Origin of the sequence: Stenotrophomonas sp. T8 (assembly GCF_051853085.1) — a bacterium.
In the GTDB taxonomy this organism is placed as follows: Bacteria; Pseudomonadota; Gammaproteobacteria; order Xanthomonadales; family Xanthomonadaceae; genus Stenotrophomonas; species Stenotrophomonas sepilia.
Map to the genome: position 1 here is coordinate 1,284,579 of NZ_CP195329.1, position 25,789 is coordinate 1,310,367.

The 25,789-nt window shown below is 66.5% G+C and carries 30 protein-coding genes; 22 read left to right on the forward strand and 8 right to left on the reverse strand.

Features of this window, described 5'->3' with window-relative positions:
* The first annotated feature begins 10 nt into the window (after nt 1-10).
* The 4 genes from ACSDHM_RS06090 to ACSDHM_RS06105 all read left to right on the forward strand — a co-directional run bounded on the left by ACSDHM_RS06090 (nt 11) and on the right by ACSDHM_RS06105 (nt 3,149).
* Nucleotides 11-376, forward strand: coding sequence for a DUF6164 family protein (locus ACSDHM_RS06090; protein ID WP_188241104.1), 366 nt, complete (start codon nt 11-13; stop codon nt 374-376).
* A gap of 252 nt (nt 377-628) precedes the next feature.
* On the forward strand, nt 629-1,396 hold the full coding sequence (locus tag ACSDHM_RS06095; protein WP_061478453.1) for a sulfurtransferase: 768 nt from the start codon (nt 629-631) through the stop codon (nt 1,394-1,396).
* 190 nt (nt 1,397-1,586) lie between these two features.
* Nucleotides 1,587-2,582, forward strand: coding sequence for an LLM class flavin-dependent oxidoreductase (locus tag ACSDHM_RS06100; RefSeq protein ID WP_072166700.1), 996 nt, complete (start codon nt 1,587-1,589; stop codon nt 2,580-2,582).
* 69 nt (nt 2,583-2,651) lie between these two features.
* Nucleotides 2,652-3,149, forward strand: coding sequence for a pyridoxamine 5'-phosphate oxidase family protein (locus ACSDHM_RS06105; RefSeq protein WP_005416015.1), 498 nt, complete (start codon nt 2,652-2,654; stop codon nt 3,147-3,149).
* 112 nt (nt 3,150-3,261) lie between these two features.
* On the opposite strand, the gene ACSDHM_RS06110 is transcribed toward ACSDHM_RS06105, so the two are convergent.
* Together ACSDHM_RS06110 and ACSDHM_RS06115 are read right to left on the reverse strand one after the other, a co-directional pair.
* Nucleotides 3,262-3,921, reverse strand: coding sequence for an exopolysaccharide biosynthesis protein (locus ACSDHM_RS06110; RefSeq protein ID WP_053501113.1), 660 nt, complete (start codon nt 3,919-3,921; stop codon nt 3,262-3,264).
* Complete coding sequence (locus ACSDHM_RS06115) at nt 3,905-5,209, reverse strand: hemolysin family protein (protein WP_439426763.1); 1,305 nt, start codon at nt 5,207-5,209, stop codon at nt 3,905-3,907. Before ACSDHM_RS06115 ends, ACSDHM_RS06110 begins: the two co-directional genes overlap by 17 nt.
* Nucleotides 5,210-5,501: 292 nt before the next feature.
* Here ACSDHM_RS06115 and ACSDHM_RS06120 point away from each other — a divergent pair, with 292 nt between their 5' ends.
* Nucleotides 5,502-6,128 (forward strand): DUF47 domain-containing protein, encoded by a 627-nt coding sequence (locus tag ACSDHM_RS06120; protein WP_439426764.1) that lies wholly within the window; start codon nt 5,502-5,504, stop codon nt 6,126-6,128.
* Between the two features lie 13 nt (nt 6,129-6,141).
* Nucleotides 6,142-7,263, forward strand: coding sequence for an inorganic phosphate transporter (locus tag ACSDHM_RS06125; protein ID WP_049464772.1), 1,122 nt, complete (start codon nt 6,142-6,144; stop codon nt 7,261-7,263).
* A 390-nt stretch (nt 7,264-7,653) separates the two neighbouring features.
* Here the strand turns inward: ACSDHM_RS06125 and ACSDHM_RS06130 are convergent, their stop codons facing one another.
* The 3 genes from ACSDHM_RS06130 to parE all read right to left on the reverse strand — a co-directional run bounded on the left by ACSDHM_RS06130 (nt 7,654) and on the right by parE (nt 11,902).
* Nucleotides 7,654-9,147, reverse strand: a complete 1,494-nt coding sequence (locus ACSDHM_RS06130) for a S10 family peptidase (protein ID WP_353761761.1) — start codon at nt 9,145-9,147, stop codon at nt 7,654-7,656.
* A gap of 110 nt (nt 9,148-9,257) precedes the next feature.
* A complete protein-coding gene (locus ACSDHM_RS06135) occupies nt 9,258-9,836 on the reverse strand; it encodes a GNAT family N-acetyltransferase (RefSeq protein WP_072166935.1) in 579 nt (192 codons plus the stop codon).
* Nucleotides 9,837-10,012: 176 nt separating this feature from the next.
* A complete protein-coding gene (gene parE / locus ACSDHM_RS06140; protein ID WP_061478449.1) occupies nt 10,013-11,902 on the reverse strand; it encodes a DNA topoisomerase IV subunit B in 1,890 nt (629 codons plus the stop codon).
* A gap of 172 nt (nt 11,903-12,074) precedes the next feature.
* Here parE and ACSDHM_RS06145 point away from each other — a divergent pair, with 172 nt between their 5' ends.
* The 10 genes from ACSDHM_RS06145 to truD all read left to right on the forward strand — a co-directional run bounded on the left by ACSDHM_RS06145 (nt 12,075) and on the right by truD (nt 19,968).
* A complete protein-coding gene (locus ACSDHM_RS06145; RefSeq protein WP_005408997.1) occupies nt 12,075-12,308 on the forward strand; it encodes a hypothetical protein in 234 nt (77 codons plus the stop codon).
* A 400-nt stretch (nt 12,309-12,708) separates the two neighbouring features.
* The gene (locus ACSDHM_RS06150; protein ID WP_005408998.1) at nt 12,709-14,373 is read left to right on the forward strand and encodes a CTP synthase; all 1,665 of its coding nucleotides are present in this window, start codon (nt 12,709-12,711) and stop codon (nt 14,371-14,373) included.
* 89 nt (nt 14,374-14,462) lie between these two features.
* Nucleotides 14,463-15,293: a 3-deoxy-8-phosphooctulonate synthase gene (gene kdsA, locus ACSDHM_RS06155; RefSeq protein WP_049412800.1), complete on the forward strand. Its 831-nt coding sequence runs from the start codon at nt 14,463-14,465 to the stop codon at nt 15,291-15,293.
* Nucleotides 15,290-15,637: a hypothetical protein gene (locus tag ACSDHM_RS06160; protein WP_072166696.1), complete on the forward strand. Its 348-nt coding sequence runs from the start codon at nt 15,290-15,292 to the stop codon at nt 15,635-15,637. The genes kdsA and ACSDHM_RS06160 overlap by 4 nt, the downstream gene beginning before the upstream one ends.
* Nucleotides 15,637-15,966, forward strand: coding sequence for a hypothetical protein (locus ACSDHM_RS06165; RefSeq protein ID WP_151354697.1), 330 nt, complete (start codon nt 15,637-15,639; stop codon nt 15,964-15,966). The genes ACSDHM_RS06160 and ACSDHM_RS06165 overlap by 1 nt, the downstream gene beginning before the upstream one ends.
* A 96-nt stretch (nt 15,967-16,062) precedes the next feature.
* Entirely contained in the window at nt 16,063-17,355 is a 1,293-nt protein-coding gene (eno, locus tag ACSDHM_RS06170; RefSeq protein ID WP_053500065.1) for a phosphopyruvate hydratase, read from the forward strand.
* A 4-nt stretch (nt 17,356-17,359) separates the two neighbouring features.
* Nucleotides 17,360-17,713: a cell division protein FtsB gene (gene ftsB, locus ACSDHM_RS06175; RefSeq protein WP_005416028.1), complete on the forward strand. Its 354-nt coding sequence runs from the start codon at nt 17,360-17,362 to the stop codon at nt 17,711-17,713.
* Complete coding sequence (ispD, locus tag ACSDHM_RS06180; protein WP_005416029.1) at nt 17,710-18,408, forward strand: 2-C-methyl-D-erythritol 4-phosphate cytidylyltransferase; 699 nt, start codon at nt 17,710-17,712, stop codon at nt 18,406-18,408. The genes ftsB and ispD overlap by 4 nt, the downstream gene beginning before the upstream one ends.
* 34 nt (nt 18,409-18,442) lie before the next feature.
* Nucleotides 18,443-18,940 carry a 2-C-methyl-D-erythritol 2,4-cyclodiphosphate synthase gene (ispF, locus tag ACSDHM_RS06185; protein WP_061480165.1) on the forward strand — a complete coding sequence of 166 codons (498 nt, stop codon included), beginning with the start codon at nt 18,443-18,445 and terminating at the stop codon, nt 18,938-18,940.
* Nucleotides 18,937-19,968, forward strand: coding sequence for a tRNA pseudouridine(13) synthase TruD (gene truD / locus ACSDHM_RS06190; protein WP_072166692.1), 1,032 nt, complete (start codon nt 18,937-18,939; stop codon nt 19,966-19,968). The genes ispF and truD overlap by 4 nt, the downstream gene beginning before the upstream one ends.
* 70 nt (nt 19,969-20,038) lie before the next feature.
* Here truD and ACSDHM_RS06195 read toward each other — a convergent pair whose 3' ends face one another.
* Nucleotides 20,039-20,578 (reverse strand): Smr/MutS family protein, encoded by a 540-nt coding sequence (locus tag ACSDHM_RS06195; protein WP_072166690.1) that lies wholly within the window; start codon nt 20,576-20,578, stop codon nt 20,039-20,041.
* Between the two features lie 209 nt (nt 20,579-20,787).
* Here ACSDHM_RS06195 and surE point away from each other — a divergent pair, with 209 nt between their 5' ends.
* The 5 genes from surE (at nt 20,788) to ACSDHM_RS06220 (ending at nt 24,334) form a co-directional block, all read left to right on the forward strand.
* Complete coding sequence (gene surE, locus ACSDHM_RS06200; RefSeq protein ID WP_005416031.1) at nt 20,788-21,567, forward strand: 5'/3'-nucleotidase SurE; 780 nt, start codon at nt 20,788-20,790, stop codon at nt 21,565-21,567.
* Nucleotides 21,564-22,241, forward strand: a complete 678-nt coding sequence (locus tag ACSDHM_RS06205) for a protein-L-isoaspartate(D-aspartate) O-methyltransferase (RefSeq protein WP_005416032.1) — start codon at nt 21,564-21,566, stop codon at nt 22,239-22,241. The genes surE and ACSDHM_RS06205 overlap by 4 nt, the downstream gene beginning before the upstream one ends.
* Nucleotides 22,242-22,259: 18 nt before the next feature.
* Nucleotides 22,260-22,874, forward strand: a complete 615-nt coding sequence (locus ACSDHM_RS06210; RefSeq protein ID WP_439426765.1) for a YqaA family protein — start codon at nt 22,260-22,262, stop codon at nt 22,872-22,874.
* Nucleotides 22,871-23,653, forward strand: a complete 783-nt coding sequence (locus tag ACSDHM_RS06215) for a peptidoglycan DD-metalloendopeptidase family protein (RefSeq protein ID WP_005416034.1) — start codon at nt 22,871-22,873, stop codon at nt 23,651-23,653. Before ACSDHM_RS06210 ends, ACSDHM_RS06215 begins: the two co-directional genes overlap by 4 nt.
* Before the next feature lie 192 nt (nt 23,654-23,845).
* Nucleotides 23,846-24,334, forward strand: coding sequence for a hypothetical protein (locus ACSDHM_RS06220; protein ID WP_072166688.1), 489 nt, complete (start codon nt 23,846-23,848; stop codon nt 24,332-24,334).
* 28 nt (nt 24,335-24,362) lie between these two features.
* Here ACSDHM_RS06220 and ACSDHM_RS06225 read toward each other — a convergent pair whose 3' ends face one another.
* Both ACSDHM_RS06225 and yhbY read right to left on the reverse strand, forming a co-directional pair.
* Entirely contained in the window at nt 24,363-24,737 is a 375-nt protein-coding gene (locus ACSDHM_RS06225) for an Mth938-like domain-containing protein (RefSeq protein ID WP_061480160.1), read from the reverse strand.
* 13 nt (nt 24,738-24,750) lie between these two features.
* A complete protein-coding gene (yhbY, locus tag ACSDHM_RS06230; RefSeq protein WP_019658872.1) occupies nt 24,751-25,056 on the reverse strand; it encodes a ribosome assembly RNA-binding protein YhbY in 306 nt (101 codons plus the stop codon).
* Nucleotides 25,057-25,121: 65 nt separating this feature from the next.
* Between yhbY and rlmE the strand changes: the two genes are divergently transcribed.
* Complete coding sequence (gene rlmE / locus ACSDHM_RS06235) at nt 25,122-25,754, forward strand: 23S rRNA (uridine(2552)-2'-O)-methyltransferase RlmE (RefSeq protein WP_005409014.1); 633 nt, start codon at nt 25,122-25,124, stop codon at nt 25,752-25,754.
* The last annotated feature ends 35 nt before the right edge of the window (nt 25,755-25,789 follow it).

Below are 25,789 nucleotides of genomic sequence, written 5' to 3' on the forward strand. Positions count from 1 at the left end.
TCATGGGGCCATGGCAAAACTCCTGCTCAATCTGCGCAACGTCGGCGACGACGAATATGCCGATGTCTGCACGCTGCTCGATCAGCACGGCATCGCCTGGTATCGCACCGAACCCAGCCCGTGGGGCATTTCCAATGGTGGCCTGTGGCTGCGCGACGACGCTGATCATCCGCGTGCGAAGGCGCTGATGGCGGAGTACCAGGCGGCGCGCGGCGTGCGCGTGCGGGCTGAACGCGAGCAGGCATTGCGTGATGGCACGGCCGAGACCTTCGGCAGCCTGTTCCGGCGGCGGCCGGCCTATGTGGTGCTGGTGCTGCTGGCGATGGCCGGCGCGGCGGCGCTGGTGCTGCTGCCGTTCCTGCTGTTGCGGGGGTAACGGGTTTCGGCCGGGTTGCACCCGGCACCCGCAGAGGCAACGGCAACGTCAAAAGCGGGTTTCCGTGGGATGGCGCGGCGGTGTGGGCAGGCGGGACATGCCGTAAACCCATCTTTGGGGGCCAGATCAAACGGTCCCGCCTGCCCACACAGCCCCGCCTCTGACAGTTCCCGTGATCTGAAGTTGATCCACACCATGCGTGGATGAACGGGCAAATCTGACCTTGGGGCGGTCTGGCGCTAAAATGGCGGGATGATCGCCAACACCGCTGCCTATCATTTCGCCGTCATCGACGCTCCCCAGGCCCTGTGCGACCAGCTGCTGGCCCGTGCCGGGACGGCGCAGCTGCGCGGCACGATCCTGGTGGCCGGCGAGGGGCTGAACCTGTTCCTGGCGGGGGCGCCGGAGGCGGTCGAGGGCTTCTATGCAGCGCTGCGTGCCGATGCGCGTTTCGCCGGCATGCGGGTCAAGACCAGCCTGAGCGAGCACCAGCCGTTCGCGCGGCTCAAGGCCAAGGTCAAGGACGAGATCATCAGCTTCCGTCGCGATGACGGCCAGCCGTTGGACTATCCGCGCGCACCGTCGGTCGATCCGGCCACCGTGCAGCGTTGGCTGCGGCAGGGGCATGACGATGCCGGCAAGCCGGTGGTGATGCTCGATACCCGCAACCTGCAGGAAGTGGAGTACGGCACCTTCAAGGATGCGCTGGTGTTGCCCATCCGCAAGTTCACCGACCTGCCCGAGGCGCTGGCGCCGCATCGCGATGCGCTGCGGGACAGCACCGTGGTCAGTTTCTGCACCGGCGGCATCCGCTGCGAGAAGGCCGCGCTGTGGATGGTCAATGACGGCATGGACAATGTGCTGCAGCTCGATGGCGGCATCCTCGGCTACTTCGAGGAAGTGGGCGGCGAAGGCTACGAAGGCCGCTGCTTCGTGTTCGATGAGCGCGTGGCGCTGGATGCCGAGCTGAAGCCGATGGTCGACCAGCCGCTGCCCGAACCGCGCCCCAGCGCGTTCTGACTGCATTTCTGTAGAGCCGAGCCCATGCTCGGCCGCTGTTGGTCGACGAAAGGCAGCCGAGCATGGGCTCGGCTCCACGATCCGGTGGGCGCTGAACCTGCCCTACGGGAATCAGCATCCCGCCACCGTCACTGGCCGCTGCGCCCGGCCGCCCCCATGCAAGGGTGATCCTGTGACGGAAAAACGCCTGATGATCCCGTTGTCGATCCTTGACCTGGCCCCGGTCTGCGAGGGCAGTGACACCACCGCCGCCTTCGCCAACATGCTGGAACTGGCGCAGCACGCCGATGCGCTGGGCTACCGCCGCTACTGGCTGGCCGAACACCACAACATGCCCGGCATCGCCAGTGCCGCCACCGCCGTGCTGATCGGCCATGTTGCCGGTGGCACCCGACGCATCCGTGTCGGCGCGGGCGGCATCATGCTGCCCAATCATGCCCCGCTGCAGGTGGCCGAGCAGTTCGGAACGCTGGCCTCGCTGTATCCGGACCGCATCGACCTTGGCCTGGGCCGTGCGCCGGGCACCGATCAGCCGACCGCGCGAGCACTGCGCCGCTATTTCGATAGCGCCGACCAGTTCCCGCAGGACGTGCGCGAGCTGCTGCACTACTTCGAGCCGGTCCAGCCTGGACAGGCAGTGCAGGCCGTTCCGGGTGGTGGCCTGCGGGTGCCGACCTGGATCCTCGGTTCAAGCCTGTTTGGCGCACGCATGGCCGCCTCGATGGGCCTGCCGTATGCATTCGCCTCGCATTTCGCGCCGGACGTGATGGACGAAGCGCTGGCGGTGTACCGCCGCGAATTCCGCCCCTCGGCCACGTTGAAGCAGCCGCACGCGATGCTGGCCCTGAATGTTGTTGCCAGCGACAGCGAGGCCGAGTCGCGTCGCCTGTTCACCAGCCAACAGCAGAGTTTCGTCAACCTGCGCCGCGGCCGGCCGGGCAAGATCCCGGCGCCGATCGACGACATTGAAGCCTTCTGGGAGCCGCACGAAAAGCTCGGCGTGGAACGGGCCCTGGCCTGCACCGTGCTGGGCGATCCGCAGCAGGTGGCCGAGGGTATCGCCGCTTTCGTTGAGCGGCACAAGCCTGACGAGCTGATGCTCACTGCCAACCTGTATGACCACCGTGCGCGCCTGCGTTCCTTCGAGCTGGCGATGAACGCCTGGCATGGCCGCCACGCGGGCTGAACAATCGCGTCACGGCCCGTTGCGGCCGATCCGCGTCTGATGGGAGCTCCCCTTTCTGGAGTTCCCACCATGGCCGAGACCCGTGCCGAACACATTGCCCAGCTGGCTGAACTGATCAAGGACGTGGAGGTGGCGATGTTCACCACCACCGGCGTCGATGGGCGGCTCTACAGCCGGCCGTTGGCCACCCAGCAGGTCGCCTTCGACGGTGACCTGTGGTTCGTGATCACCGCCGACAGCCCGAAGGTGGCCGAGATAGCGCTCGACCCGCGCGTCAATGTGGCCTATGCCTCGCCATCGAAGAACACCTATGTGTCTGTGGCGGGGCGGGCGCGGGTTGTCGATGATCGCGCGAAGATCGAAGAGCTGTGGTCGCCGGCGATGAAGCTGTTCTTCCCCGCCGGCAAGGAAGATCCCAACCTTCGCCTGATCCACGTGCGCGCCGATAGCGCCGAATACTGGGATGGCCCGGGCACCTTGCTGGGCAAGGCCTTGAGCTTCGTGCTGTCGGCGGTGCAGGACGATCCGGCACCGCTGGCGGACAACGGATTCGTCGACCTTCGGTGATTGCCGCATCCACGCGTTGCGTGGATCTAGCGGATGCCGGTAGTGCCGGCCGTTGGCCGGCAACCCTGGAAACGTGGCAGCCGGCCATCGGCCGGCTCTACCGGATGCCGCTTCAGAACCAGCGCTGGAACAGCTCCACTGTATAGCCCACCAGCTGCCCGGAACTGAAGCCGAAGAACGCGATCGCCACCAGCGCTGCGATCCAGTTGAACAGCATCAATGCACCATCGCGCTCCAGCAGCGCCAGCGAGAACAGCAGCAGCTGGAAGCCGAACAGGAAGTTGGTGAACGGAATCGGCAACGACAGCAGGATGCCCAGCAGCACCAGCAGCAGGCCGCTGAAGGCGTGCGCGGGCAGCGGTGTCAGCAGCTGCGGCAGGCGAGGCTTCAGCATCCTGTCCAGCCGCCGCAACGGGCGATCGATACGGTCCAGGAAGCGGTGCATGGTGCCGCGCTTCGGCCCGCGTCGGGCAATGAAACCGGGCAGCCAGGGCCGGCGCAGGCAACACAGCATCTGCAGTCCGATCAGGACCACGAGTGGGCCGCTGACCGCACCCCCCATGCCCGGGATCGGGATGAACGAGGGCAGGATCGCCACGAACAGGAACACGCCAAACGCGCTCTGCTGCAGGTTGCTGAGGATCTGGCCGAGCGGCATGTGCTCGGCGGGATCGCCGGAGGCGAACATCTCCAGCAGGGTGCGGATGCCCTCGTTGCGGTAGGTCGGGCGCTGCGCGCCCTGGCCCTGGCCGGCCTCAGGCGGTGAGCTCATCGGCCTGCTCGTCGGACAACGTGCGCAGCAGCAGCTTGTCCACCCGCGCACCGTCCAGGTCGACCACCTCGAAGCGCCAGCCGGCCCAGTCGAAGTACTCGCCTGCGTGCGGGATGCGGCCGAAGTAATGGATGCACATGCCGGCCAGCGTGTAGTAGTCGCCATCCTCGGCATCGGGCAGGTCGTTGCTTCCGATCAGCTCGCGCAGGTCCTCGATCGGCAGCGAGCCGTCGACCAGCAGCGAGCCGTCCTCGCGGGTCACCACCAGTGCGTCTTCATCGGCATTCTCCACCGCCTGCAGGCGGCCGACCACGGCGCCCATCAGGTCGCTGATGGTCACCAGGCCCTGGATCTCGCCGTACTCGTCCACCACCAGCGCCATCGACTGCTGCTCCTCGCGGAAGATCTCCAGCAGCTTCATCGCGTGGGTCGATTCGGAGACGTACAGCGGTTCGCGCAGGGTCTGGAACAGCGCGTTGTCGCCGCGCGCCATGCGCGTGGCCAGCGATTTCAGCTCCAGCACGCCGACCACGTCCATGTCGTTGTCGCGGTACACCGGGTACCGCGAGAACTCGTGCTCGGCCATGATGTCCAGATTGCGCTCCAGCCCGGCCTGGGTGTCGAGCCAGGCAATGCGGTTGCGCGGGGTCATCAGGCTGTCGGCGGTGCGGTCGCCCAGGCGCATGACGCGGTTCATCATGTCGCGCTCGTGGGCGTCGATCACGCCAGCTTCGTGGCTCTCGGCCACCAGCATCCGGATCTCTTCTTCAGTCACCTGCGCGGCCTCGTCCTTGCCCAGGCCCAGCACCTTCAGTACCAGCTGGGTGGTCTTGGACAGGAGCCAGACGAAGGGCAGGGCCAGCTTGGCCAGCCAGCTCATCGGCATCGCGACCAGGCCGGCAATGGCCTCGGAGCGGGTCAGGGCCAGACGCTTGGGCACCAGTTCGCCGAAGATCAGCGTGATGAAGGTGATCAGCGAGACCGCCAGGGCGGTGCCTACTTCGCGCGCGTACGCAAAGCCGGGCATCAGGCCCTGCAGCCAGCCGGCGATCGCGTCGCCGATCGCATCACCACCGAGGTAGCCGGTCAGTACGCCGATCACGGTGATGCCGATCTGCACCGTGGACAGGAAGCTCTCCGGCTTCTCCGAAAGCTCCAGCGCCTTGGCGGCGCGCTTGGAGGTGGCGGCCATCTGCTTCAGGCGGCTCTTGCGCGAGGTCATGACCGACATCTCGGACATGGCGAAGAAGCCGTTCAGTAGAACCAGCGCGAAGACAATCAGGATCATTTCAAACACGGGCGTCGTCCCCGGTTGGTGGCAGGGAGGGCGGGTGCTTGCGATGGCGGCTGGCGCTCAGGAACAGGGTCCGGCGCGGCGCTGGGGGATAAGGGTCGTCGTCCATAGGATGCGCCCGAAGGCGCGCTGGCATCTTAGCAAAGGGGCGTGGCAGGGTGGCAACCGCCTGTTCAGGTTCGGGGTTCCAAGCCCCGGAAAGGGGGCGGGGATACCCGTGATGGTCATCTAGCCGTCATAATTCGCTCTGGTGCCGTCCTTCCCGCGACGGCTGACAGGTTTCTCAATGTTCTCTCTGCAGACCATTTTCGGTTCCGGCAAACAGTTCTACACCCTGCTTGATGAGGCTGCCGTCGCGGCTTCCGATGCCGCCAAGGCGCTGCATTCCATGCTGCGCGAGGCCGATCGCCAGCCCGCGCTGGACGCCTTCAAGCTGGCCCGCCTGCGCGAACGCGCGGCCTCGGACAAGATCAGCCAGGCGCTGGTGCACAGCTTCATGACCCCGATCGAGCGCGAAGACATCGAAGCGCTGGGTTCGGCCCTGTACAAGATTCCGAAGCAGATCGAGAAGTTCGCCGATCGCTATTCGCTGGCCACGACCCACCTGGAGCACATCGACTTCGCGCCGCGCGCGGCGATGCTGGAACAGGCCGCCGGCGTGGTGGTGGAGATGGTGGCCGACCTGCGCCACATGAACCTGGACCGGATGACCGCGCTGAACGAGAAGCTGCGCTCGCTGGAGAACGAGGCCGACCGCCTGATGCTCGAGCTGTACCGCGACATCTACTCCGGTCGCCTGGACAACCTGCAGATGTTCCTGCTGAAGGAATTCTTCGAGATCCTGGAAAAGGCCATCGACCGTTGCCGCGAGGCCGGCGTGGTGGCGTACCAGATCGTGTTGAAGAACAGCTGACGGACGCCGCCGCATGTTGACCCTTGTCCTGGTGGTGATCCTGGCCGCACTCGTCTTCGAGTTCATCAACGGCTTCCACGACACCGCCAACTCCATTGCCACCGTGGTCGCGACCAAGGTGCTCTCGCCCGGCTGGGCGGTGATGCTGGCCGCCTTCATGAACCTCATCGGTGCGCTGACCGGCACTGCGGTGGCGCTGACCATCGCCTCGGGCCTGCTCAACACCAACGTGGTCGAGGTTACTCCGCAGGTGATCCTGTGCGCCCTGCTGGGCGGCATCATCTGGAACCTGATCACCTGGTGGAAGGGCCTGCCGTCCTCGTCCTCGCACGCCCTGATCGGTGGCCTCTGCGGTGCCGGCCTGGCCGCGGCCCACAACAACTGGGACGCGCTGATCTGGTCGGAGCGCCTGGGCAGCTGGGCGCAGAACAAGGGCCTGCTGTGGAAGGTGTTCGTGCCGATGATCACCTCGCCGATCGCCGGCTTCCTGCTCGGCATCGTGGTGATGGTGCTGCTGTGGGCGCTGATCGCCGGCCTGGCCAAGGTCGGTGGCGCCATCGGCCGCCTGGCCCGTCCGCGCATCGTCAATGCCTTCTTCGGCAAGGCGCAGATCGCCTCGGCGGCCTACATGGGCTTCGCCCACGGCCACAACGACGCGCAGAAGACCATGGGCATCATCGCGATGACCCTGATTGGTGCCGAGGCCACCGGCGCACTGGATGACCTGCCGTCCTGGCTGGCCTTCATGCACCCGGACGCCCACGCCGGTGACGGCATCGCGATGTGGATCGTGCTGACCTGTGCGGTTGTGATGGCCGCCGGTACCGCTTCGGGCGGCTGGAAGATCATCAAGACCCTGGGCCACAAGATGGTCAAGTTGCACCCGATCCACGGCTTCGCCGCGGAGACCAGCTCGGCCACCATCCTGACCCTGGCGGCCCACTTCGGCATGCCGGTCTCGACCACACACAGCATCTCCACCGCGATCATGGGCGTGGGCTTCGCCAAGAACCCGCGTTCGCTGAAGTTCGGCGTGATCGAGCGCATCGTCTGGGCCTGGATCCTGACCATTCCCGCGGCAGGCGGCTGTGCGTACCTGATCCTGAAGCTGTTCGAGCTGTTCGGCTGGACCTGATCGCCACGCCAAGGTGCACACGAAAAAGCCCGCCGGATTCCGGCGGGCTTTTTCATGGGAAGAACATTATTTCTGCACCCATCGTGTCGACCAAGGTCGACACCTACCAAAAGCAGAATCAGGTTCGGATCCCGTGCCGACCAACGGTCGGCACCCACCAACGGTCGGGACCCACCGACGGCTCGCAGAAATCTGTCGAAGGCGGGCCGGGGTGGGCAGGCGGGGGCGCAGAGCGCCATGGATGGCGCTCTACGAGGCACGCAGGAGCGGTTTTTGCCGTCCCCCGCCTGCCCACCTCGGCCCGCCAACCCACGGAAACTCTGCTTTTGACGTTGCCGTTGCCGTTGATCCGGCGGGTGCCGGGCCAGCGGCAGGCCCGGCCGACCCTCCTCAATTGCGTTGGAACAGCGCCTGCACATCCCTGCGGAACGCCGCCTGGCTGTCCGCCCGGCTGTAGAACATGTGCCCGCCCGGATAACTGCGCACCTGCACCCGCGGATTGCTGCCCATCGTCGGCATCTGGTCCACGGTCAGGATCGAACCCATGAACGGGCACGACAGGTCGTTCCAGCCATGCACGATCAGAACCTGCAGGTGCGGGTCGATCGCCACGGCCTGGCGCAGCTGGGTCACCGCGCCATCGCGCAGTTCGCCATTGCGGTCCCACAGCCGGTTCACGTCGTAGTTCAGCGCCTGGTACCGCGCATCCACCTTCCAGCCGACCACGCGCGTCACGAAGTCGACCATCGCGGTGGTGGTCGGCGCGATGATGCTGTCCAGCAGCGGATCGTTGGCGCGCTGCTCCGGATCGTTCGGGAATGGATCGAACGCGGTCACGTTGGAATCGTAGCGGCTGCCCAGCGTGCCCTTGTCGCGGAACACTTCACGCAGGTAGGCCTGGGTTTCCAGCCGACCACCGGCACGGCGCACGAACTGCGGGTCCAGCCCGGTCAGTTCGGTCACCCGGCGCAGCATCGCCTCGGTCGCCTGCGGATCGCTGCGGCCCTTCATCAACGCGGTGGCGTAGTCGCCACGGGTGTACTCCACCACGTCGCGCATCGCTGCATCGGTCAGCTTGCCCTGGCGCTCCAGGTGCGCGGCGGCGATCGACGGCAGGGTCTGCATCCACGCCATCGGCGAGACATCGGCGTTGTCTTCCAGGGTCGGGCTCAGGTACGGCGAGACCAGTACCAGGCCGTTCATCGCCACTCCCAGCCGGGTCTGCAGGTAGTGGGTGATGCGCGGGCCACGGTAGCCGCCGTAGCTCTCGCCGGTCAGGTACTTGCGCGACGCCATGCGCTGGTTGCGCAGCAGCCAGTCGTAGATCGAGCGTGACAGGTATTCGATGTCGGCGCTGGGGTTGTACAGCGCCTTCTTCGCTTCATCGTCGCCGATGCGCGCGCGGCTGAAGCCGGTGCCGACCGGATCGATGAACACCAGATCGGTGAAGTCCAGCCAGGTGCCGGGGTTGTCATGCAGGGTGGCGGGCGCCGAGGCGCTGTCGCCTTCCGAACCGAAGGTGACCACCTTGGGCCCGATCGCGCCCATGTTGAGGTACACCGACGAGGCACCGGGGCCGCCATTGAGCGCGAACGTCACCGGCCGGTCCTTGCCCGGCATCGTGTACGCAGTGAACACCACATCGGCGATGACCTTGCCCTTCCCATCGCGCACCGGCAGGGTGCCGACGGTGGCGGTGTAGTCCAGGGTGCGGCCGGCCAGGCGCATGCTCTGGCGCGCCGACGCATCGGCGGGCAGCGCAGGCGCGTCGGTCCTGTCGTCTTTCGAATCGGGCTTGGTGTCAGCGGCGGGCGCGGCCAGCACGCTGGTGGGGGCGATGAGCAGGCCGACGCAGAGCGCGGCAGTGTGCAGCAGGGACTTCATGGCACCGGATCGGCAGCGGAAGGGGGTTCCGATGCTAGGCCGGTGGAGTGCCGTGCCGTATGTGTCCAAAGGCATGGCCACGTTCTGCAGCGGCTTGTGGCCAGATTGGATCAAACGGGCAGGGCGGCTGCCGCTTCGTCGTTGGCCAGCAAGCCATAGACGGCCGAGTCCGAAAGCTCGCCTTGGATGCGCCAGCGCTGGCGCAGCACCCCCTCGCGGTGGAAGCCGAGGCGGTCAAGCACATGTGCCGAGGGTACGTTGCGTGGATCGATCTCGGCTTCGATGCGGTGCAGGTGCAAGGTGCGGAACAGATAGCCCAGCATCTGCTGCAGGGCCTCATGCATGTAGCCCTGGCCCTGGCGGTCGGGCGCCAGCAGATAGCCGATCTCGGCCCGCATGGCCTCACGATCAATGGCGAATGCGACGCAGACGCCCAGCAGTGGGCCGTTGGGTGATTCGCGCAGGGCCAGCTTCAACTGGGTGCCGATCGCGTGCGCGGCAAGGTCGTCGTCGATCTGTTCGCGGGCTTCGGCCGGTCGTGTCCAGGCCGGATGGTTCCACCAGCGCATCACGTCCGGATTGGATTGCAGCGCGAACAGCGCGGCCGCGTCGTCACGGCGGATCGGGCTCAGCACCAACCGCGCGCTGTGCAGCGGCAGGGCGGGGAACAGCAACGAGTGGCTGGCCAATACGATGGTCCACACGGGTGGACGCGCATTATGGCTCCGCCGGGTTTGCCGATGGCGGCGTAATGCCAAGGGCGCATGAACCGGTAGTGCCGGCCGCTGGCCGGCGGATCTGCCCTGATCACGCGGATGCCGAGGGTGCCGGCCAGCGGCCGGCACTACCGGATGATGGGGCTGGATCAGACTTCCAGCGACGCCAGGTCGCCCTTGCTCTCCAGCCAGCCCTTGCGGTCGGACGCGCGCTTCTTGGCCAGCAGCATGTCCATCAGCGAGCGGGTCTGCTCGCCATCGTCCACGGTCAGCTGTACCAGGCGGCGCGTATCCGGGTGGATGGTCGACTCGCGCAGCTGCGGCGGATTCATCTCGCCCAGGCCCTTGAAGCGGGTCACGTTGATGGCGCCCTTGATTTTCTCGCGTTCGATCTTGTCCAGCATCGAGCGCTTTTCTTCTTCGTCCAAGGCATAGAACACCTGCTTGCCTACGTCGATGCGGAACAGCGGCGGCATCGCCACGAACACGTGGCCGGCATCGACCAGCGCCGGGAAGTGCTTCAGGAACAGCGCGGTCAGCAGCGTTGCGATGTGCAGGCCGTCGGAGTCCGCGTCGGCCAGGATGATCACCTTGCCGTAGCGCAGGCCACTGATGTCGTCCTTCCCCGGATCGCAGCCGATGGCGATGGCCAGGTTGTGTACTTCCTCCGAGGCCAGCACGCTGTTGGACGAGACTTCCCAGGTGTTCAGGATCTTGCCACGCAGCGGCATGATCGCCTGGAAATCCTTGTCGCGGGCCTGCTTGGCGCTGCCGCCTGCCGAGTCACCTTCCACCAGGAACAGCTCGGTGCGCGACAGGTCCTGGCTGATGCAGTCTGCCAACTTGCCGGGCAGGGCCGGGCCCTGGGTGACCTTCTTGCGGACGACCAGCTTCTCGGTCTTCAGGCGCGCGCTGGCACGCTCGATGGCGATCTGCGCGATCTTCTCGCCCAGCTCCACATTCTGGTTGAGCAGCAGGCTGAAGGCATCATGGGCGGCACCTTCGATGAAGCCGGCCGCCTGGCGCGAGGACAGGCGCTCCTTGGTCTGGCCGCTGAACTGCGGGTCGGTCATCTTCAGCGACAGCACGAACGACACGCGGTCCCACACGTCTTCCGGGGCCAGCTTGACGCCACGCGGCAGCAGGTTGCGGAAGTCGCAGAACTCGCGCAGCGCCTCGGTCAGGCCAGTACGCAGGCCGTTGACGTGGGTGCCGTGCTGGGCGGTGGGGATCAGGTTGACGTAGCTTTCCTGCACCAGCTCGCCTTCCGGCAGCCAGGCCACTGCCCAGTCCACGACCTCGGTGTCCTTCTTCAGGCTGCCGACGAACAGCTCGGCCGGCAGCATCTCGCGATCACCCAGCTCCAGCTTCAGGTAATCGCGCAGGCCGTCTTCGTAGTACCAGGTATCGACTTCACCGGTGGCTTCATCGGTCAGCTTCACAGTCAGGCCCGGGCACAGCACGGCCTTGGCGCGCAGCAGGTGCTTGAGCGCGCGCACCGCGAACTTCGGCGTATCGAAGTACTTCGGGTCCGGCCAGAAGCGCACGCGGGTACCGGTGTTCTTCTTGCCGACGCTGCCGACCACTTCCAGCGGCGTGGCACGGTCGCCGTTGCGGAAGGTGATGCGGTGTTCGGCACCGTCGCGCTTGATGTGCACCTCCACCAGGGTCGACAGCGCATTGACCACGCTGACGCCGACGCCGTGCAGGCCGCCGGAGAAGGTGTAGTTGTTGTTGCTGAACTTGCCGCCTGCGTGCAGGCGGGTGAGGATCAGCTCGACACCCGGGATCTTCTCCTCCGGATGGATGTCCACTGGCATGCCGCGGCCGTCATCGCTGACCTCCACGCTGCCGTCCTTGTACAGGGTGATCTCGATCGAGCGGGCGTGGCCGGCGAGGGCCTCGTCCACCGAGTTGTCGATCACTTCCTGCGCCAGGTGGTTCGGGCGCGCGGTGTCGGTATACATGCCGGGACGGCGCTTGACCGGGTCAAGGCCGGACAGGACTTCAATATCGGCGGCGTTATAGCGGGCGTTCATCTGTCTTCGAAAGCTTGGAGCGACGGGCAAGTGTGGGGTCTGGCACGGGATTTTGCACGCCTGCGGTTCAGCCTCGGCGGCGGGGAGGGGGTAAAATGGCAGCCGCTGGAATCTGAATGCCGGCGACCCCCGTTGGGTCGAAACATCCAAGCCATACCGCGAGGAGGACCTCATGAAGAAGTTGCTGACCATTGCGATCCTGGCCGCTGCCGCCGTTGCAGTGCCGCTGGTGGTGGCGCAGAACGCCGGCCAGCCGGCCCCGCAGCAGGGTGGCCAGGCCGACAAGGCGCAGGCCGAAGCCGATGCCAAGGCCAAGCGCCGCGCCCAGGCCAATGCCGAAATGAAGGCGCAGGGCCAGCCGGCCCCGCAGCAGGAAGAGGAAGAAGAGGCGCGGAAGAAGAAGTAATTCTTCCGCCCTCCGAAGCCCTTGCCGCAAGGGATTCGCCCCCCGACGCCCCGCCCAGCGGGGCGTTTCTTTTGAGTGACGGCCGCAACTGCCCCTTGGGTTGGCGCCCATCAATCTGTAAACTATGGCTTTCCGGGAGTAAGTGCGTGTCCACCCTTTGCGAATGGGCTGGCACTACCATGCGTGGTCGCCAGCAATGCGGGTCGCAGGTGACGGTCGATTTGACCGGCACGGCCGCCCCGACCTCGCAGGGTGGTCCCCGTCCGGCGCCTGCCGCCGCACGGCCCAGCACCTCCCTCGCTGCCCCAGCGAACCGGAAAACCCCCTTCAAGCTCCATGCCCGCCCTCCGGGTGCGCGTGGTGCTGCCGTTTTCCATTTCCAGACAGGATGCTTGCAGCCATGACTCCCTTGATTTTCGTAACCGGCGGCGTGGTGTCCTCGCTCGGCAAAGGCATTGCCGCTGCGTCACTGGCCGCCATTCTCGAAGCCCGTGGCCTGAAGGTCACGATGATGAAGCTCGACCCGTACATCAACGTCGACCCGGGCACCATGAGCCCGTTCCAGCACGGTGAGGTCTACGTCACCGACGACGGCGCCGAGACCGACCTCGACCTGGGCCACTACGAGCGCTTCGTGCGCACCCGCCTGAGCCGCAAGAACTCGGTCACCACCGGCCGCATCTACGAGAACGTGATCCGCAAGGAGCGCCGTGGCGACTACCTGGGCGCGACCGTGCAGGTCATCCCGCACATCACCGACGAGATCCGCCGCTGCATCGATGAAGCCACGGAAGGTTACGACGTGGCGCTGGTCGAGATCGGCGGCACCGTTGGCGACATCGAGTCGCTGCCGTTCCTGGAGGCGATCCGCCAGGTGCGCACCGAACGTGGCCCGGAGAAGGCGCTGTTCATGCACCTCACTCTTGTGCCGTACATCGGCGCCGCCGGTGAGCTGAAGACCAAGCCGACCCAGCACTCGGTGAAGGAGCTGCGTTCGATCGGCATCCAGCCGGATGTGCTGCTGTGCCGCTCCGAGCAGGCTGTGCCGGATTCGGAGCGCCGCAAGATCGCCCAGTTCACCAACGTTTCCGAGCGTGCGGTGATCAGCGTGCCGGACGTGGACGTGCTGTACCGCATCCCGTCCGGCCTGCATGCACAGGGCCTGGACGAAATCGTGGTGAACCAGCTGAAGCTGGCCGACAAGGCCGGTCCGGTCGATCTGTCGATGTGGGAAGACGCGGTCGATGCGACCCTGCACCCGCTGGACGAAGTGACCATCGCCGTGGTCGGCAAGTACGTCGATCACCAGGACGCCTACAAGTCGGTCGGCGAAGCACTGAAGCACGGCGGCCTGCGCCAGCGCACCAAGGTCAACCTGAAGTGGCTGGAAGCACAGGACCTGGAAGGCACCGACATGGCCGCACTGGCCGATGTCGACGGCATCCTGGTGCCGGGTGGCTTCGGTGACCGTGGTTTCGAAGGCAAGGTGCTGACCTCGAAGTTCGCCCGCGAGCAGCAGGTGCCGTACTTCGGCATCTGCTACGGCATGCAGGCGGCGGTGGTCGATTACGCGCGCAACGTGGTTGGGCTGGAAGGTGCCAACAGCACCGAGAACGATCGCCAGTCGCCGAACCCGGTGATCGGCCTGATCACCGAATGGCGCACCGCCACCGGCGATGTCGAGAAGCGCGACGACAAGAGCGACCTCGGCGGCACGATGCGCCTGGGCCTGCAGGAGCAGCGCCTGAAGCCGGGCACGCTGGCCCGCGAGCTGTACGGCAAGGACGTGGTCGCCGAGCGCCATCGCCACCGTTACGAGTTCAACAACCGCTACCGCACCCAGCTGGAAGATGCGGGCCTGGTGATCGCCGGCAAGTCGATGGACGACACCCTGGTGGAAGTGGTCGAGCTGCCGCGCGACGCCCACCCGTGGTTCCTGGCCTGCCAGGCGCACCCGGAATTCCTGTCCACGCCGCGTGACGGCCATCCGCTGTTCATCGGTTTCATCCGTGCCGCGCGCGAGCGCAAGGCCGGCGGCAAGCTGCTTTCCGAAGCGCGCGCCTGACTTGTGAATGGGGGCTTCGGCCCCCATCCTGCATGCTTCAACCCCCAGCGCACCGGCCCGGCCGGTGCTGCGGACAACAAGGAAACGCCATGAAACTGTGTGGATTCGAGGTCGGGCTGGACCAGCCCCTGTTCCTGATCGCCGGCCCCTGCGTGATCGAGTCGATGCAGCTGCAGCTCGATACCGCCGGCAAGTTGAAGGAGATCACCGACAAGCTCGGCGTCAACTTCATCTTCAAGTCCAGCTTCGACAAGGCCAACCGTACTTCGGGCACCGCGTTCCGTGGCCCGGGCATGGAAGAGGGCCTGAAGGTCCTGGCCGAGGTCAGGAAGCAGATCGGCGTGCCGGTGCTGACCGACGTCCACGAGTACACTCCGATGGATGAAGTGGCCTCGGTGGTGGATGTGCTGCAGACCCCGGCCTTCCTGGTCCGCCAGACCGACTTCATCCGCAAAGTGTGCTCGGCCGGCAAGCCGGTCAACATCAAGAAGGGCCAGTTCCTGGCGCCGTGGGACATGAAGCCGGTCGTGGAGAAGGCCAAGGCCACCGGCAACGAGCAGATCATGGTCTGCGAGCGCGGTGCCAGCTTCGGCTACAACAACCTGGTCAGCGACATGCGTTCGCTGGCGGTGATGCGCGAGACCGGTTGCCCGGTGGTGTTCGACGCCACCCATTCGGTGCAGCTGCCGGGCGGGCAGGGCACCAGTTCCGGTGGCCAGCGTGAGCACGTGCCGGTGCTGGCCCGTGCCGCCGTGGCGGTGGGCATCTCCGGCCTGTTCGCCGAGACTCATCCGGACCCGTCCAAGGCGCTGTCCGATGGTCCCAACGCGTGGCCGCTGGACCAGATGGAGGCCCTGCTCGAGACCCTGATGGAACTCGACGCGGTGACCAAGAAGCACGGTTTCTCGCGCTTCGCGTGAGTCGTGACCCGTGGATGGCGCTGGAAACCCAGCGTCACCGCCGGCACTGGAGACAGTGGCCGTGGGGTCTGCTCGCGCTGGGGCTGTCCGTGGTGTTCACCGTGGGCATGTTCTGCCTGGTGCTGATCGGTGCTGCATCGGTGCGGCCACCGGGTGATGGCAGCAGCGCGCCCGATCTTCGGGCGTACTTCATTGCGCTGCTGGTGGCAGAGCTGGTCGGCGCCGTGGGGTGCGTCGCTGCCGCCGTTCTGGCCTGGCGCCTGAACCGTGGCAAGGTGGCCGCCGGGTTGGCGATCGTCCTGCTGTCGCTGTGGCTTGGTGCCCTGTTCTACGGGCTGTTCTGATGAATGCGACCCTGGCAACCCGTGATCGGCCCTGGGGCCTGATCGCGCTGGCGCTGGCTGTTCTTGCCTGGGCCGGCCTGATGGCAGCTGTATTCGCCTTCGCCGCCAGTTTCGGTTCGCCCGGGGATGGCAGCCATGGCATGCAGGCCATGCAGTACTGGATCCTGGCTGCACTGACCATGCTCGTGCTGTCCTTTGTTGGCAGCCTGGTGGCGATGGTGATGGCCTGGCGTTGCCGCCGCGGCGGCGTATTGGCCGCCATTGCCGGTGGCCTGCTGGTGGTACTGGTGTCGTTGATCCTGATGGTGATCGGGGCCAGTCTGGCCTGACGGCGCCTGCGCCATTTGGCAAGTGGCAGGCAGCCGGGGATAATCACGCGGCATTCGTTTTGTCGCCCCCTCTCCAGACAGGTAACCGGCCCGACCATGAGTACGATCCGCAGCATCCACGCCCGTGAAATCCTCGACAGCCGTGGCAATCCCACGCTGGAAGCCGAAGTCATCCTGGAGGACGGTTCGTTCGGTCGCGCCGCGGTTCCCTCCGGCGCCTCGACCGGTACCAAGGAAGCGGTCGAGCTGCGTGACGGCGACAAGACCCGTTACCTGGGCAAGGGCGTGCGCAAGGCCGTGGACAACGTCAACACCACGATTGCCGCCGCGCTGAAGGGCTTCGAAGCCACCGACCAGGCCGGCCTCGACCGTCGCCTGATCGATCTGGACGGCACCGAGAACAAGGGGCGGCTGGGTGCCAACGCGCTGCTGGGTGTTTCGATGGCCGCCGCGCACGCCGCCGCCGCATCCAGCAAGCAGGCGCTGTGGCAGTACCTGGCCGCCCGGACAGGCGTGACCCCGTCGCTGCCGGTGCCGATGATGAACATCATCAACGGCGGCGCGCATGCCGACAACAACGTCGACTTCCAGGAGTTCATGGTGCTGCCGGTGGGCTTCACCTCGTTCTCCGAAGCATTGCGCGCTGGTACCGAAATCTTCCATTCGCTGAAGTCGGTGCTGAAGGGCCACGGCCTGAGCACGGCGGTGGGCGACGAAGGCGGCTTCGCGCCGGACTTCCGCAGCAACGTCGAAGCGCTGGACACCATCCTCGAAGCGATCGGCAAGGCTGGCTACACCGCCGGTGAAGACGTGCTGCTGGGCCTGGACGTGGCCTCCAGTGAGTTCTTCGAGAACGGCAAGTACAACCTGGTCGGCGAGAACAAGCGCCTGACCTCCGAGCAGTTCGTCGACTTCCTCGCCGACTGGGCCGCGCAGTACCCGATCATCACGATCGAAGACGGCCTGGCCGAGAACGACTGGGCCGGCTGGAAGCTGCTGACCGACCGCATCGGCAAGAAGGTGCAGCTGGTCGGTGACGACCTGTTCGTGACCAACCCGAAGATCTTCCAGGAAGGCATCGACTCGGGCACCGCCAACGCGATCCTGATCAAGGTCAACCAGATCGGCACCCTCAGCGAAACCCTGGAAGCGATCGCCATGGCCGACCGCGCCGGCTATGCCGCCGTGGTCTCCCACCGCTCGGGCGAAACCGAAGACACCACCATCGCCGATATCGCGGTGGCCACTACCGCCACCCAGATCAAGACCGGCTCGCTGTGCCGCAGCGATCGCGTGGCCAAGTACAACCAGCTGCTGCGCATCGAGGAAGCCCTCGGCGCCGGCGCGCGTTACGCCGGTCGTGACGCGTTCGTTTCGCTGAAGCGCTGAGCCGATGCGCGACTGGCGCTGGATGCTGCTGGTGCTGGCCCTGTTGCTGGGCTGGCTGCAGTACCGCTTCTGGTTCGGTCCGGGCAATTCGGGTGAAGTGATGATGCTCGAAGCCCAGGTCGCCAACCAGGAACGGGACAATGAGGGCCTGCAGCAGCGCAACGACGCGCTGGCCGCCGAAGTGAAGGACCTCAAGGAAGGCCAGTCCGCCATCGAGGAACGCGCGCGCAGCGAGCTGGGCATGATCAAGCCCGGCGAGAAGTTCTACCGCGTGGTTGAGGATGCGCCGGTCCGTCCGGCGCAGCCCGCTGCAGGCGTCACTGTCCAGGCCGGCGATCACCCGGCGGACGTGCCATGAGCGCGGCGATCTGGGTGGTGGTTCCGGCTGCCGGCCGTGGCGCCCGCTTTGGTGCGCCGCTGCCCAAGCAGTACCTGCAGGCGGGCGGGCAGATCCTGCTCGCCCATACCCTGGACGCGCTGCTGGCGCATCCGGCCGTGGCCGGCGCAATGGTGGTGATCGGCCAGGACGACGGCGACTGGCCGGGCTGGAGCGAATGGGCCGGCAAACCGGTGCTGACCTGCATCGGCGGCGCGACCCGTGCCGCCTCGGTGCTGGCCGGGCTGCAGGCACTGCCGGACTCGGTGCGCGCCGACGAATTCGTGCTGGTCCACGACGCCGCGCGACCCAACCTGTCGCTGGCTGATCTTGGCCGCCTGCTTGAAGTCGGGCGTGCCGATCCGGTCGGGGCGATCCTGGCCGCACCGGTGCGCGACACCCTCAAGCGTGCGGGCGACGACGGTGGCATCGATGGCACCGAACCGCGCGAGCGGCTGTGGCGTGCGCTGACACCACAGCTGTTCCGCCGCCACCAGCTCAGCCGCGCGCTGTCTGACGCCGCCGCTGCCGGTGTTGAAGTCACCGACGAGGCCATGGCCATGGAGCGCCAGGGCCAGCGCCCGCTGCTGGTGGAAGGCAGCGAGGACAACTTCAAGGTCACCACCCCGGCCGATCTGGACCGGTTCGAATTCGTACTTTCCCGCCGCGCCGGCTGACTGCCTGCGCGGCCCTGCTGCAAGGGCTGCATCCATGAGCACCGCACCGTTCCCGCCCGTCCGTATCGGCCAGGGCTACGACGTCCATGCCTTCGGTGAAGGCGATCACATCATGCTCGGCGGGGTGAACGTGCCGCACAGCTGCGGCGTGCTGGCGCACAGCGACGGTGACGTGATCCTGCACGCCTTGTGCGATGCGATGCTCGGTGCGTTGGCACTGGGCGACATCGGCCAGCATTTCCCGCCGAGCGATGATCGCTGGAAGGGCGCCGACAGCAGCGATTTCGTGCGCCATTGCGACAGCCTGCTGCGCGAGCGTGGCTGGCGTGTTGGCAACACCGACATCACCGTGATCTGCGAGCGGCCGAAGGTTGGCCCGCATGCGCTGGCCATGCGTGAGCGCATTGGTGGGTTGCTGCAGCTGCCGCTGGACGCGGTCAGCGTCAAGGCCACCACCTCGGAGAAGCTGGGCTTCACCGGCCGCAGTGAAGGCATCGCCGCGCAGGCGGTCGTGTTGCTGGTGGCGGCATGATCCCGCTGCCGTTGGCGTTTGGTGCGCCGCTGTTGACGGCGCGCATCCGCACCACGCCGGACGATTTCCAGGTGGATGAACTGCCGGCGTTCGAGGCCACCGGTGAAGGCGAGCACCTGCTGCTGCACATCCGCAAGCGCGGCGCCAACACCGTGCATGTGGCCAAGCTGCTGGCCAAGTGGGCGGGCCTGCCGGAAATGGCGGTGAGCTACGCAGGCATGAAGGATCGCCATGCGGTCACCACCCAGCGTTTCAGCGTGCACCTGCCCAAGCGCATCGCGCCGGACCTGGCCGAGCTGGCCAGTGACGAGATCGAAGTGCTCGAAGCGACCTGGCACAACCGCAAGCTGCAGCGTGGTGCACTGGCCGGCAACCGCTTCAGGCTGGTGCTGCGCGAGGTGCAGGGCGATGCTGCGGCGATCAGCGAGCGCCTGCAGCAGATCGCCGGGCGCGGCTTGCCGAACTGGTTTGGCGAGCAGCGCTTCGGCCGCGACGGCGGCAACGTGCCGGCGGCATTGGCGATGTTCGGTGGCCGCCGCATGCGCAAGGACCAGCGTTCGCTGCTGCTGTCAGCCGCGCGCTCGGCGCTGTTCAATCGTGTGCTCGCCGCGCGCGTGGAGCAGGGCAACTGGGATCAACCGCTGGACGGTGAAGTGTGGATGCTCGATGGCAGCCGCAGCGTGTTCGGCCCCGAACCCTACACCGACGTGCTGGCCGAGCGCCTGGCGCGTTTCGACATCCATCCCAGCGCTCCGCTGTGGGGCGAAGGCGAGCTGCGCAGCGCCGACGCTGCACGTGAGCTGGAGCTGGCCGCGCTGGACGACGAGGAATCGAAGGCGCTGCGCGCTGGCCTGGAAGACGCACGGCTGAAGCAGGAGCGCCGCGCGCTGCGCCTGCGCCCGGCATTGCTGCAGCATCAGTGGCTGGCCAGTGATGTACTGGAACTCTCGTTCGCGTTGCCGCCGGGCTGCTACGCCACCGCCGTGCTGCACGAACTCGGCCCCGTCGAAGACGCCGCGCAGGCCTGATAGAAAAAGGGGACGGAGGGAATCAAGTCGTTTGTGGCACAAACGACTTGATTCCCTCCGTCCCTGTTTCTCAACGCCGTGCCAGCAGCACCAGCACCGCGCCGGTGCCGCCTTGCCCGGCCGGCGCCGAATGAAACGCCAGCACGTCGTTGCGCAGCCGCAGCAGACGATCGACCAGGTTCTTCAGCACCGGTGCACCGCCATCGGATTGCAGGCCCTTGCCGTGGATGATGCGCACGCAGCCATACTCGTGTGCATGCGCTTCCAGCAGGAACTGGCGCAGCAGGGTTTCCGCCTGCGCGGCGGTGGCGCCGTGCAGGTCCAGCTCATCCTGCACCGAATACTGGCCGCGCTTGAGACGCTGGAACAGGCGCGGTGGCAGGTTGTCGCGGCGGTAGCTGGCCACGTCGCCCGCTTCCAGCGGCGTACTGTCGCGCAGCAGCCGGGCGAACTCGCCCGCGGCTTCGGCGTCGTCGCGTTCGGCCATGCGTGCGCGCGGCTTCGGCCGGGGCGCAGCAGGCGCCGGTTCGGCATCCTTGCGCAGCGGCGTCACTTCACCGATGGCCGCACGGAACAGCGCGGCCGGATCTTCGTCTTCAGGGTGCGACATGCGCACAGGGTAAACCGCCGGCGCGGGTCTGCCTATGACGGCTCGATGTCGGTCGTGACCGCCGGCAGGGTAGGACCGGCGGCTCGCATGCGGCACAATAGACGATGCCCTTGCAGGGTCGACGGCTTCCGCAGGGGAGTACGACGGTCCCGCCCACACTGCACGGTGACGGAATCGAATTCTTGGAAAATCAAGCGGTTAAATCGAAGATGCGAATCCTGGTCAGTAATGACGATGGTGTCGACGCCGCAGGCATCCGGATGCTTGCTTCGGTCCTGCGCGAGGCCGGACACGAAGTCACGGTGGTCGCGCCTGACCGCGATCGCTCCGGTGCCAGCAACTCGCTGACCCTGGACCTGCCGATCCGGCTCAAGCGCATCGACCATTACACCGTCTCGGTGGCGGGCACGCCGACCGACTGCGTGCATCTGGCGCTGACCGGCCTGCTTGAATTCGAGCCGGACATCGTCGTGTCAGGCATCAACAACGCCGCCAACCTCGGCGACGACGTGATCTATTCCGGCACCGTCTCGGCGGCGATGGAAGGCCGCTTCCTCGGCCTGCCGGCGGTGGCGGTCTCGCTGGTCACCCGCAACCACGATCCGAAGCACTTCGACACCGCCGCGCGTGCCGCAGTGGAGATCGTCGCCCGGCTCAAGGCCGATCCGCTGCCGGCCGACACCATCCTCAACGTCAACGTGCCGGATCTGCCGTGGAGCGAGGTCAAGGGCTTCGAGGTCACCCGCCTCGGCAACCGCCATCGTGCCGAAGGCTGCATCGCGCAGAAGGATCCGCGCGGCAACGAGGTGTACTGGATCGGCCCGGCCGGGCGCGAGCAGGACTCCGGCCCGGGCACCGACTTCCACGCGGTGCGCACCGGCCACATCTCGATCACCCCGATCCAGGTGGACCTGACCCGCTACCAGGCGCTGGAGAAAGTGGCCAGCTGGGTGGGTGGCCTCAGCGCCGCGCTGGACCGGCCGGCATGAGTCCACGCCTGCGACTGCAGCCGGAAGCTGTCGGCATCGGCATGACCTCGCAGCGCGTGCGTGACCGTCTGGTCGATCGCCTGCGCGAAGCTGGCATCGTCGACGAGTCCACCTTGAACGCAATCCGGGTAGTGCCGCGCCACCTGTTCATCGATGAAGCACTGGCCTCGCGTGCCTATGAGGACACCGCGCTGCCGATCGGCCATGGCCAGACCATCTCGCAGCCCTGGGTGGTCGCCCGGATGACCGAGGCAGTGCTCCAGGTCGCGCCGAAGCGCGTGCTGGAAGTCGGCACCGGCTCGGGCTACCAGGCCGCCATCCTGGGCGCGCTGGGCCTGGAGGTCTACACCGTGGAGCGAATCGGTGACCTGTTGCGGCAGGCACGCAAGCGCTTCCGCGCACTGGGCATGAACATCCGCACCAAGCATGACGACGGTCGCGCCGGATGGGCCGAGCACGGTCCGTTCGATGCCATCGTGGTCACCGCCGCGGCGCCTGCACTGGTCGATGAACTGGTCGGGCAGCTGGCTGAAGGGGGGCGCCTGGTGGCGCCGGTGGGTGGCCCGGGCGGACAGTCGCTGGTGCAGCTGGACCGCAAGCCCGATGGCAGCATCGAACAACGCGTGCTGGCGCCGGTCACGTTCGTGCCGCTGCTGTCTGGCATGCTCGACTAATCCACGGAGCAGGGTTGCATGAAGATTTTCGGGCCGCTGTACGAGCGGGCGATGAAGTGGGCGGCGCACGAACGCGCGCCGACCTATCTGACGGTATTGAGTTTCTTTGAAGCGATCATCTTCCCGGTGATGCCGGAAGTGATGCTGGCACCGATGTGCGTGGCCCAGCCCAAGCGTGGCTGGTGGTTCGCCACCCTCAGCCTGGCGGGCTCGATGGTCGGCGCGCTGATGGGTTACGCGCTGGGTCATTACGCTTTCGAGGCGATCAAGCCAGTGTTCGAGGCGCTGGGCATGCTTCCAGCGATCGAGCAGGGCATCACCACCGTGCAGGCGAAGATGGCCGAATCACCGTGGGCGGTGTTCACCTTCCTGGTGCTGGGCGGCTTCATGCCGATCCCGATGAAGGTCTTCACGTGGGCATCGGGTATCGTCGGCGTACCGATGCCGCAGTACCTGTTGAGCATGTTGATCGGTCGTGGCAAGCGCGTGTTCGTGCTGGCCGCGGTCATCCGTATCGGTGGTGCGCGTGCCGAAGCGGCGCTGCGTCGCTGGATTGAACCGCTGGGCTGGATCGCCACCGTGCTGGTGGTGGTGCTGATCGCCTGGCTTGTATGGAGGTCGAAGTTCGCATGAATCCTGATCGTCTGAGCAAGGGAGTGCGCATCGGCGCGCTGGCGTTGCTGGTTTCCACACTGGCCGCCTGCGGTACCGCCACCGTGGTCCGCCCGGGCGGCGGCAACGCTGGTGGCGTGACCACGCCGAAGACCTCGGTACCCAAGCCTGGGCAGACCGTGGTGGTGCGCAAGGGCGACACCATCTATGCGCTGGCCCGCATCCATGACATCACCCCGGCCGACCTGATTGCCTGGAATCGTCTGGACAACCCGTCGACCATCTACCCCGGCCAGGTGATCCGCCTGTATCCGCAGGGGGCCACCAGCGGCCGTGCGCCGACCACGGTGGTCACCCCGCCGCGTTCGGCTGGCAGCAGTGGCGGCAGCACCGCGCCGGCCCCGGCGCCGGTCGGGCCGGTCAAGAGCAACATCGCCTGGCGCTGGCCAGCCGATGGCGCGATCGTCGGCCGCTACGTGGCCGGTGACGCGACCAAGCAGGGCGTGGACATCGCCGGCACCAGCGGCCAGCCGGTCAAGGCAACCGCCAACGGTGTGGTGGTGTACTCCGGTGCCGGCCTGGTCGGCTACGGCGAACTGATCATCATCAAGCACAGCGACCAGTGGCTGTCCGCCTATGGTCACAACCGCAAGCGCCTGGTGAATGAAGGGCAGAGCGTGAAGGCTGGCGAGCAGATCGCCGAAATGGGCCGCACCGGTGCGAACCGCGACATGGTCCACTTCGAGATTCGCTACAACGGCAAGCCGGTCGATCCGCAGCAGTACCTGCCGGCACGGTGACGCGGTTGGAACAGGGAATGCCGGGCCATGCCTGGCGTTCCTGACCTGTAGAGTCGAACCATGCTCGACTCGCTGTACGCTGGCCGCCGCGAGTGGCCATCTGCGATCTTCAGTGGCGCATCTCAAGCTTCCCGGCAAGCCAGGGAAGCGGCATGCTTCAACGGAACCAGCCCCCCCCCGATCCGGTGCCGCATGTCTCGACCAACAGCCCTTTTCGTGCTGCTCATCGTCGCGCCTTTGGCGACCGCCGCCAGCGATCCACGTGACGTGGTCACCCGTCTCTACGACGCCATCCAGGCGCCGACGTCGAACGAAACGGCCATTTCTTCGCTGCTGGGCGATGCACTGCGCTCAGCGGTCGATGCGCAGCATGCTTACGAGCGGGCCTGTACCGCGTTGGCCGCGCACGATGAGAAACCGCACATGCTCGACCAGAGTCCGTATCTGCTGGCGCCGGATCGACCGGACACGGTAGCGGTGGGAATGCCCGAATCGAGGGGTGACGCGACCTGGGTCCGCGTCGACATGGCAGTGGGCGACTATCGCTGGACCGACCGGGTCCTGCTGCAGCGGCAGGACCGCGACTGGAAGGTCATGGATATCCGATGGGGGCAGGGCGGCCACCTGATCGGCCGGCTCCAGGAGTTCTCGGCACTCCGCTGCGCGCCTTCAGGCCGCTAGCGGCCGGAGGCGCCGGTGGCTCGAGAACTCAGCCTTCCAGGATGAAAGCAGCCGCAACCTTGCGGCCTTCGCCGGCCAGGATGTTGAAGGTGCGTGCAGCAGCCGGATTGTTCATCACTTCCAGGCCGATGCCGCGGGACAGGCAGGCGGCCATTACCACCGCCGGCGGGAACACCTGGCGGTCACCGGTACCCAGCACGATCAGCGCCGGATTCAGCGCCAGGATCGGCTCGAGGTCCGCCAGCTGCAACGCAGCGGCACTCGCCACCGGCCAATGCGCGACCAGCTGGTCCGGGGTCAGGAAGAAGCTGCCGTCCAGCACCTGGTCATTGACCTTGGCCGAGCGGCCATCGGCGGCGCGCAGGCTGTAGGCGTAGTCGGGCGGTTCGTGGTTCAGCTGCATGACGGTAGGGCGATCAGCCGCGCGGCAGCACGATCTGGCGCTGTTCCCTGCTCGGGCGGTACAGCACGGCGACGTGGCCGATGCGCTGCACCAGCGCGCTTTCGGTGGCTTCGACGATCTCGCCGATCATCACGTCACGGGCCTCGCGGTCTTCGGCAGCGACCTTCACCTTGACCAGCTCGTGGCGCTCCAGCACTTCGTTCAGCTCAGCAATGAAGGCCGGGGTCACACCCTTGCCGCCGGTCTGCAGCAGGGCCTTCAGGTCGTGGGCTTGGCCGCGCAGGAAACGGGTCTGGGAGGCGGTCAGGGCGATGGACATGCAGGAAAAGACGGTTGAATGGGGCGATCAGGGTATCATGAGGACCCCATCAGCCCCTATTTTCAATGGCTACCCGCAGCAAAAGCAGCCAGCGCTGGCTCAAGGAACACTTCTCCGACCCCTTCGTGAAGAAGGCCCAGGCCGAAGGCATGCGCTCGCGTGCCGCCTACAAGCTCGAAGAGCTGCTGGAACGTGACCGGTTGCTGAAGCCGCACATGGTGGTGGTCGACCTCGGCGCGGCCCCGGGCGGCTGGTCTCAACAGGTGCGGAGACAGATCGGCGATACCGGCCGGGTGCTGGCCCTGGATATCCTGGACATGCCGCCGCTGGCCGGCGTGGAGTTCCTTCATGGTGACTTCAGGGAAGAAGCCGTCCTATCGCAGTTTGAAGCCATGCTCGGGGACCAGCCGGTAGACCTTGTGCTGTCGGACATGGCCCCCAATAAGAGTGGTGTGGGCGCGGTCGACCAGCCGCGGATGATGCATCTGGCGGAGCTGGCCCTGGATTTTGCCGACAACCACCTCAAGACCGGTGGGGCGTTCCTGATCAAGCTGTTCCAGGGTGAAGGCTTTGACGACTACGTGCGCGACATGCGCCGCCGGTACGACAAGGTCTCCATCCGCAAGCCGGAAGCCTCGCGCAAGCGCTCTCCCGAGGTGTACGCCTTGGGTCAGGGAAAACGCGCCCACATGAAGTAAGCTCGCAATGTACGCAAGTTCGACCCCCACGCAAC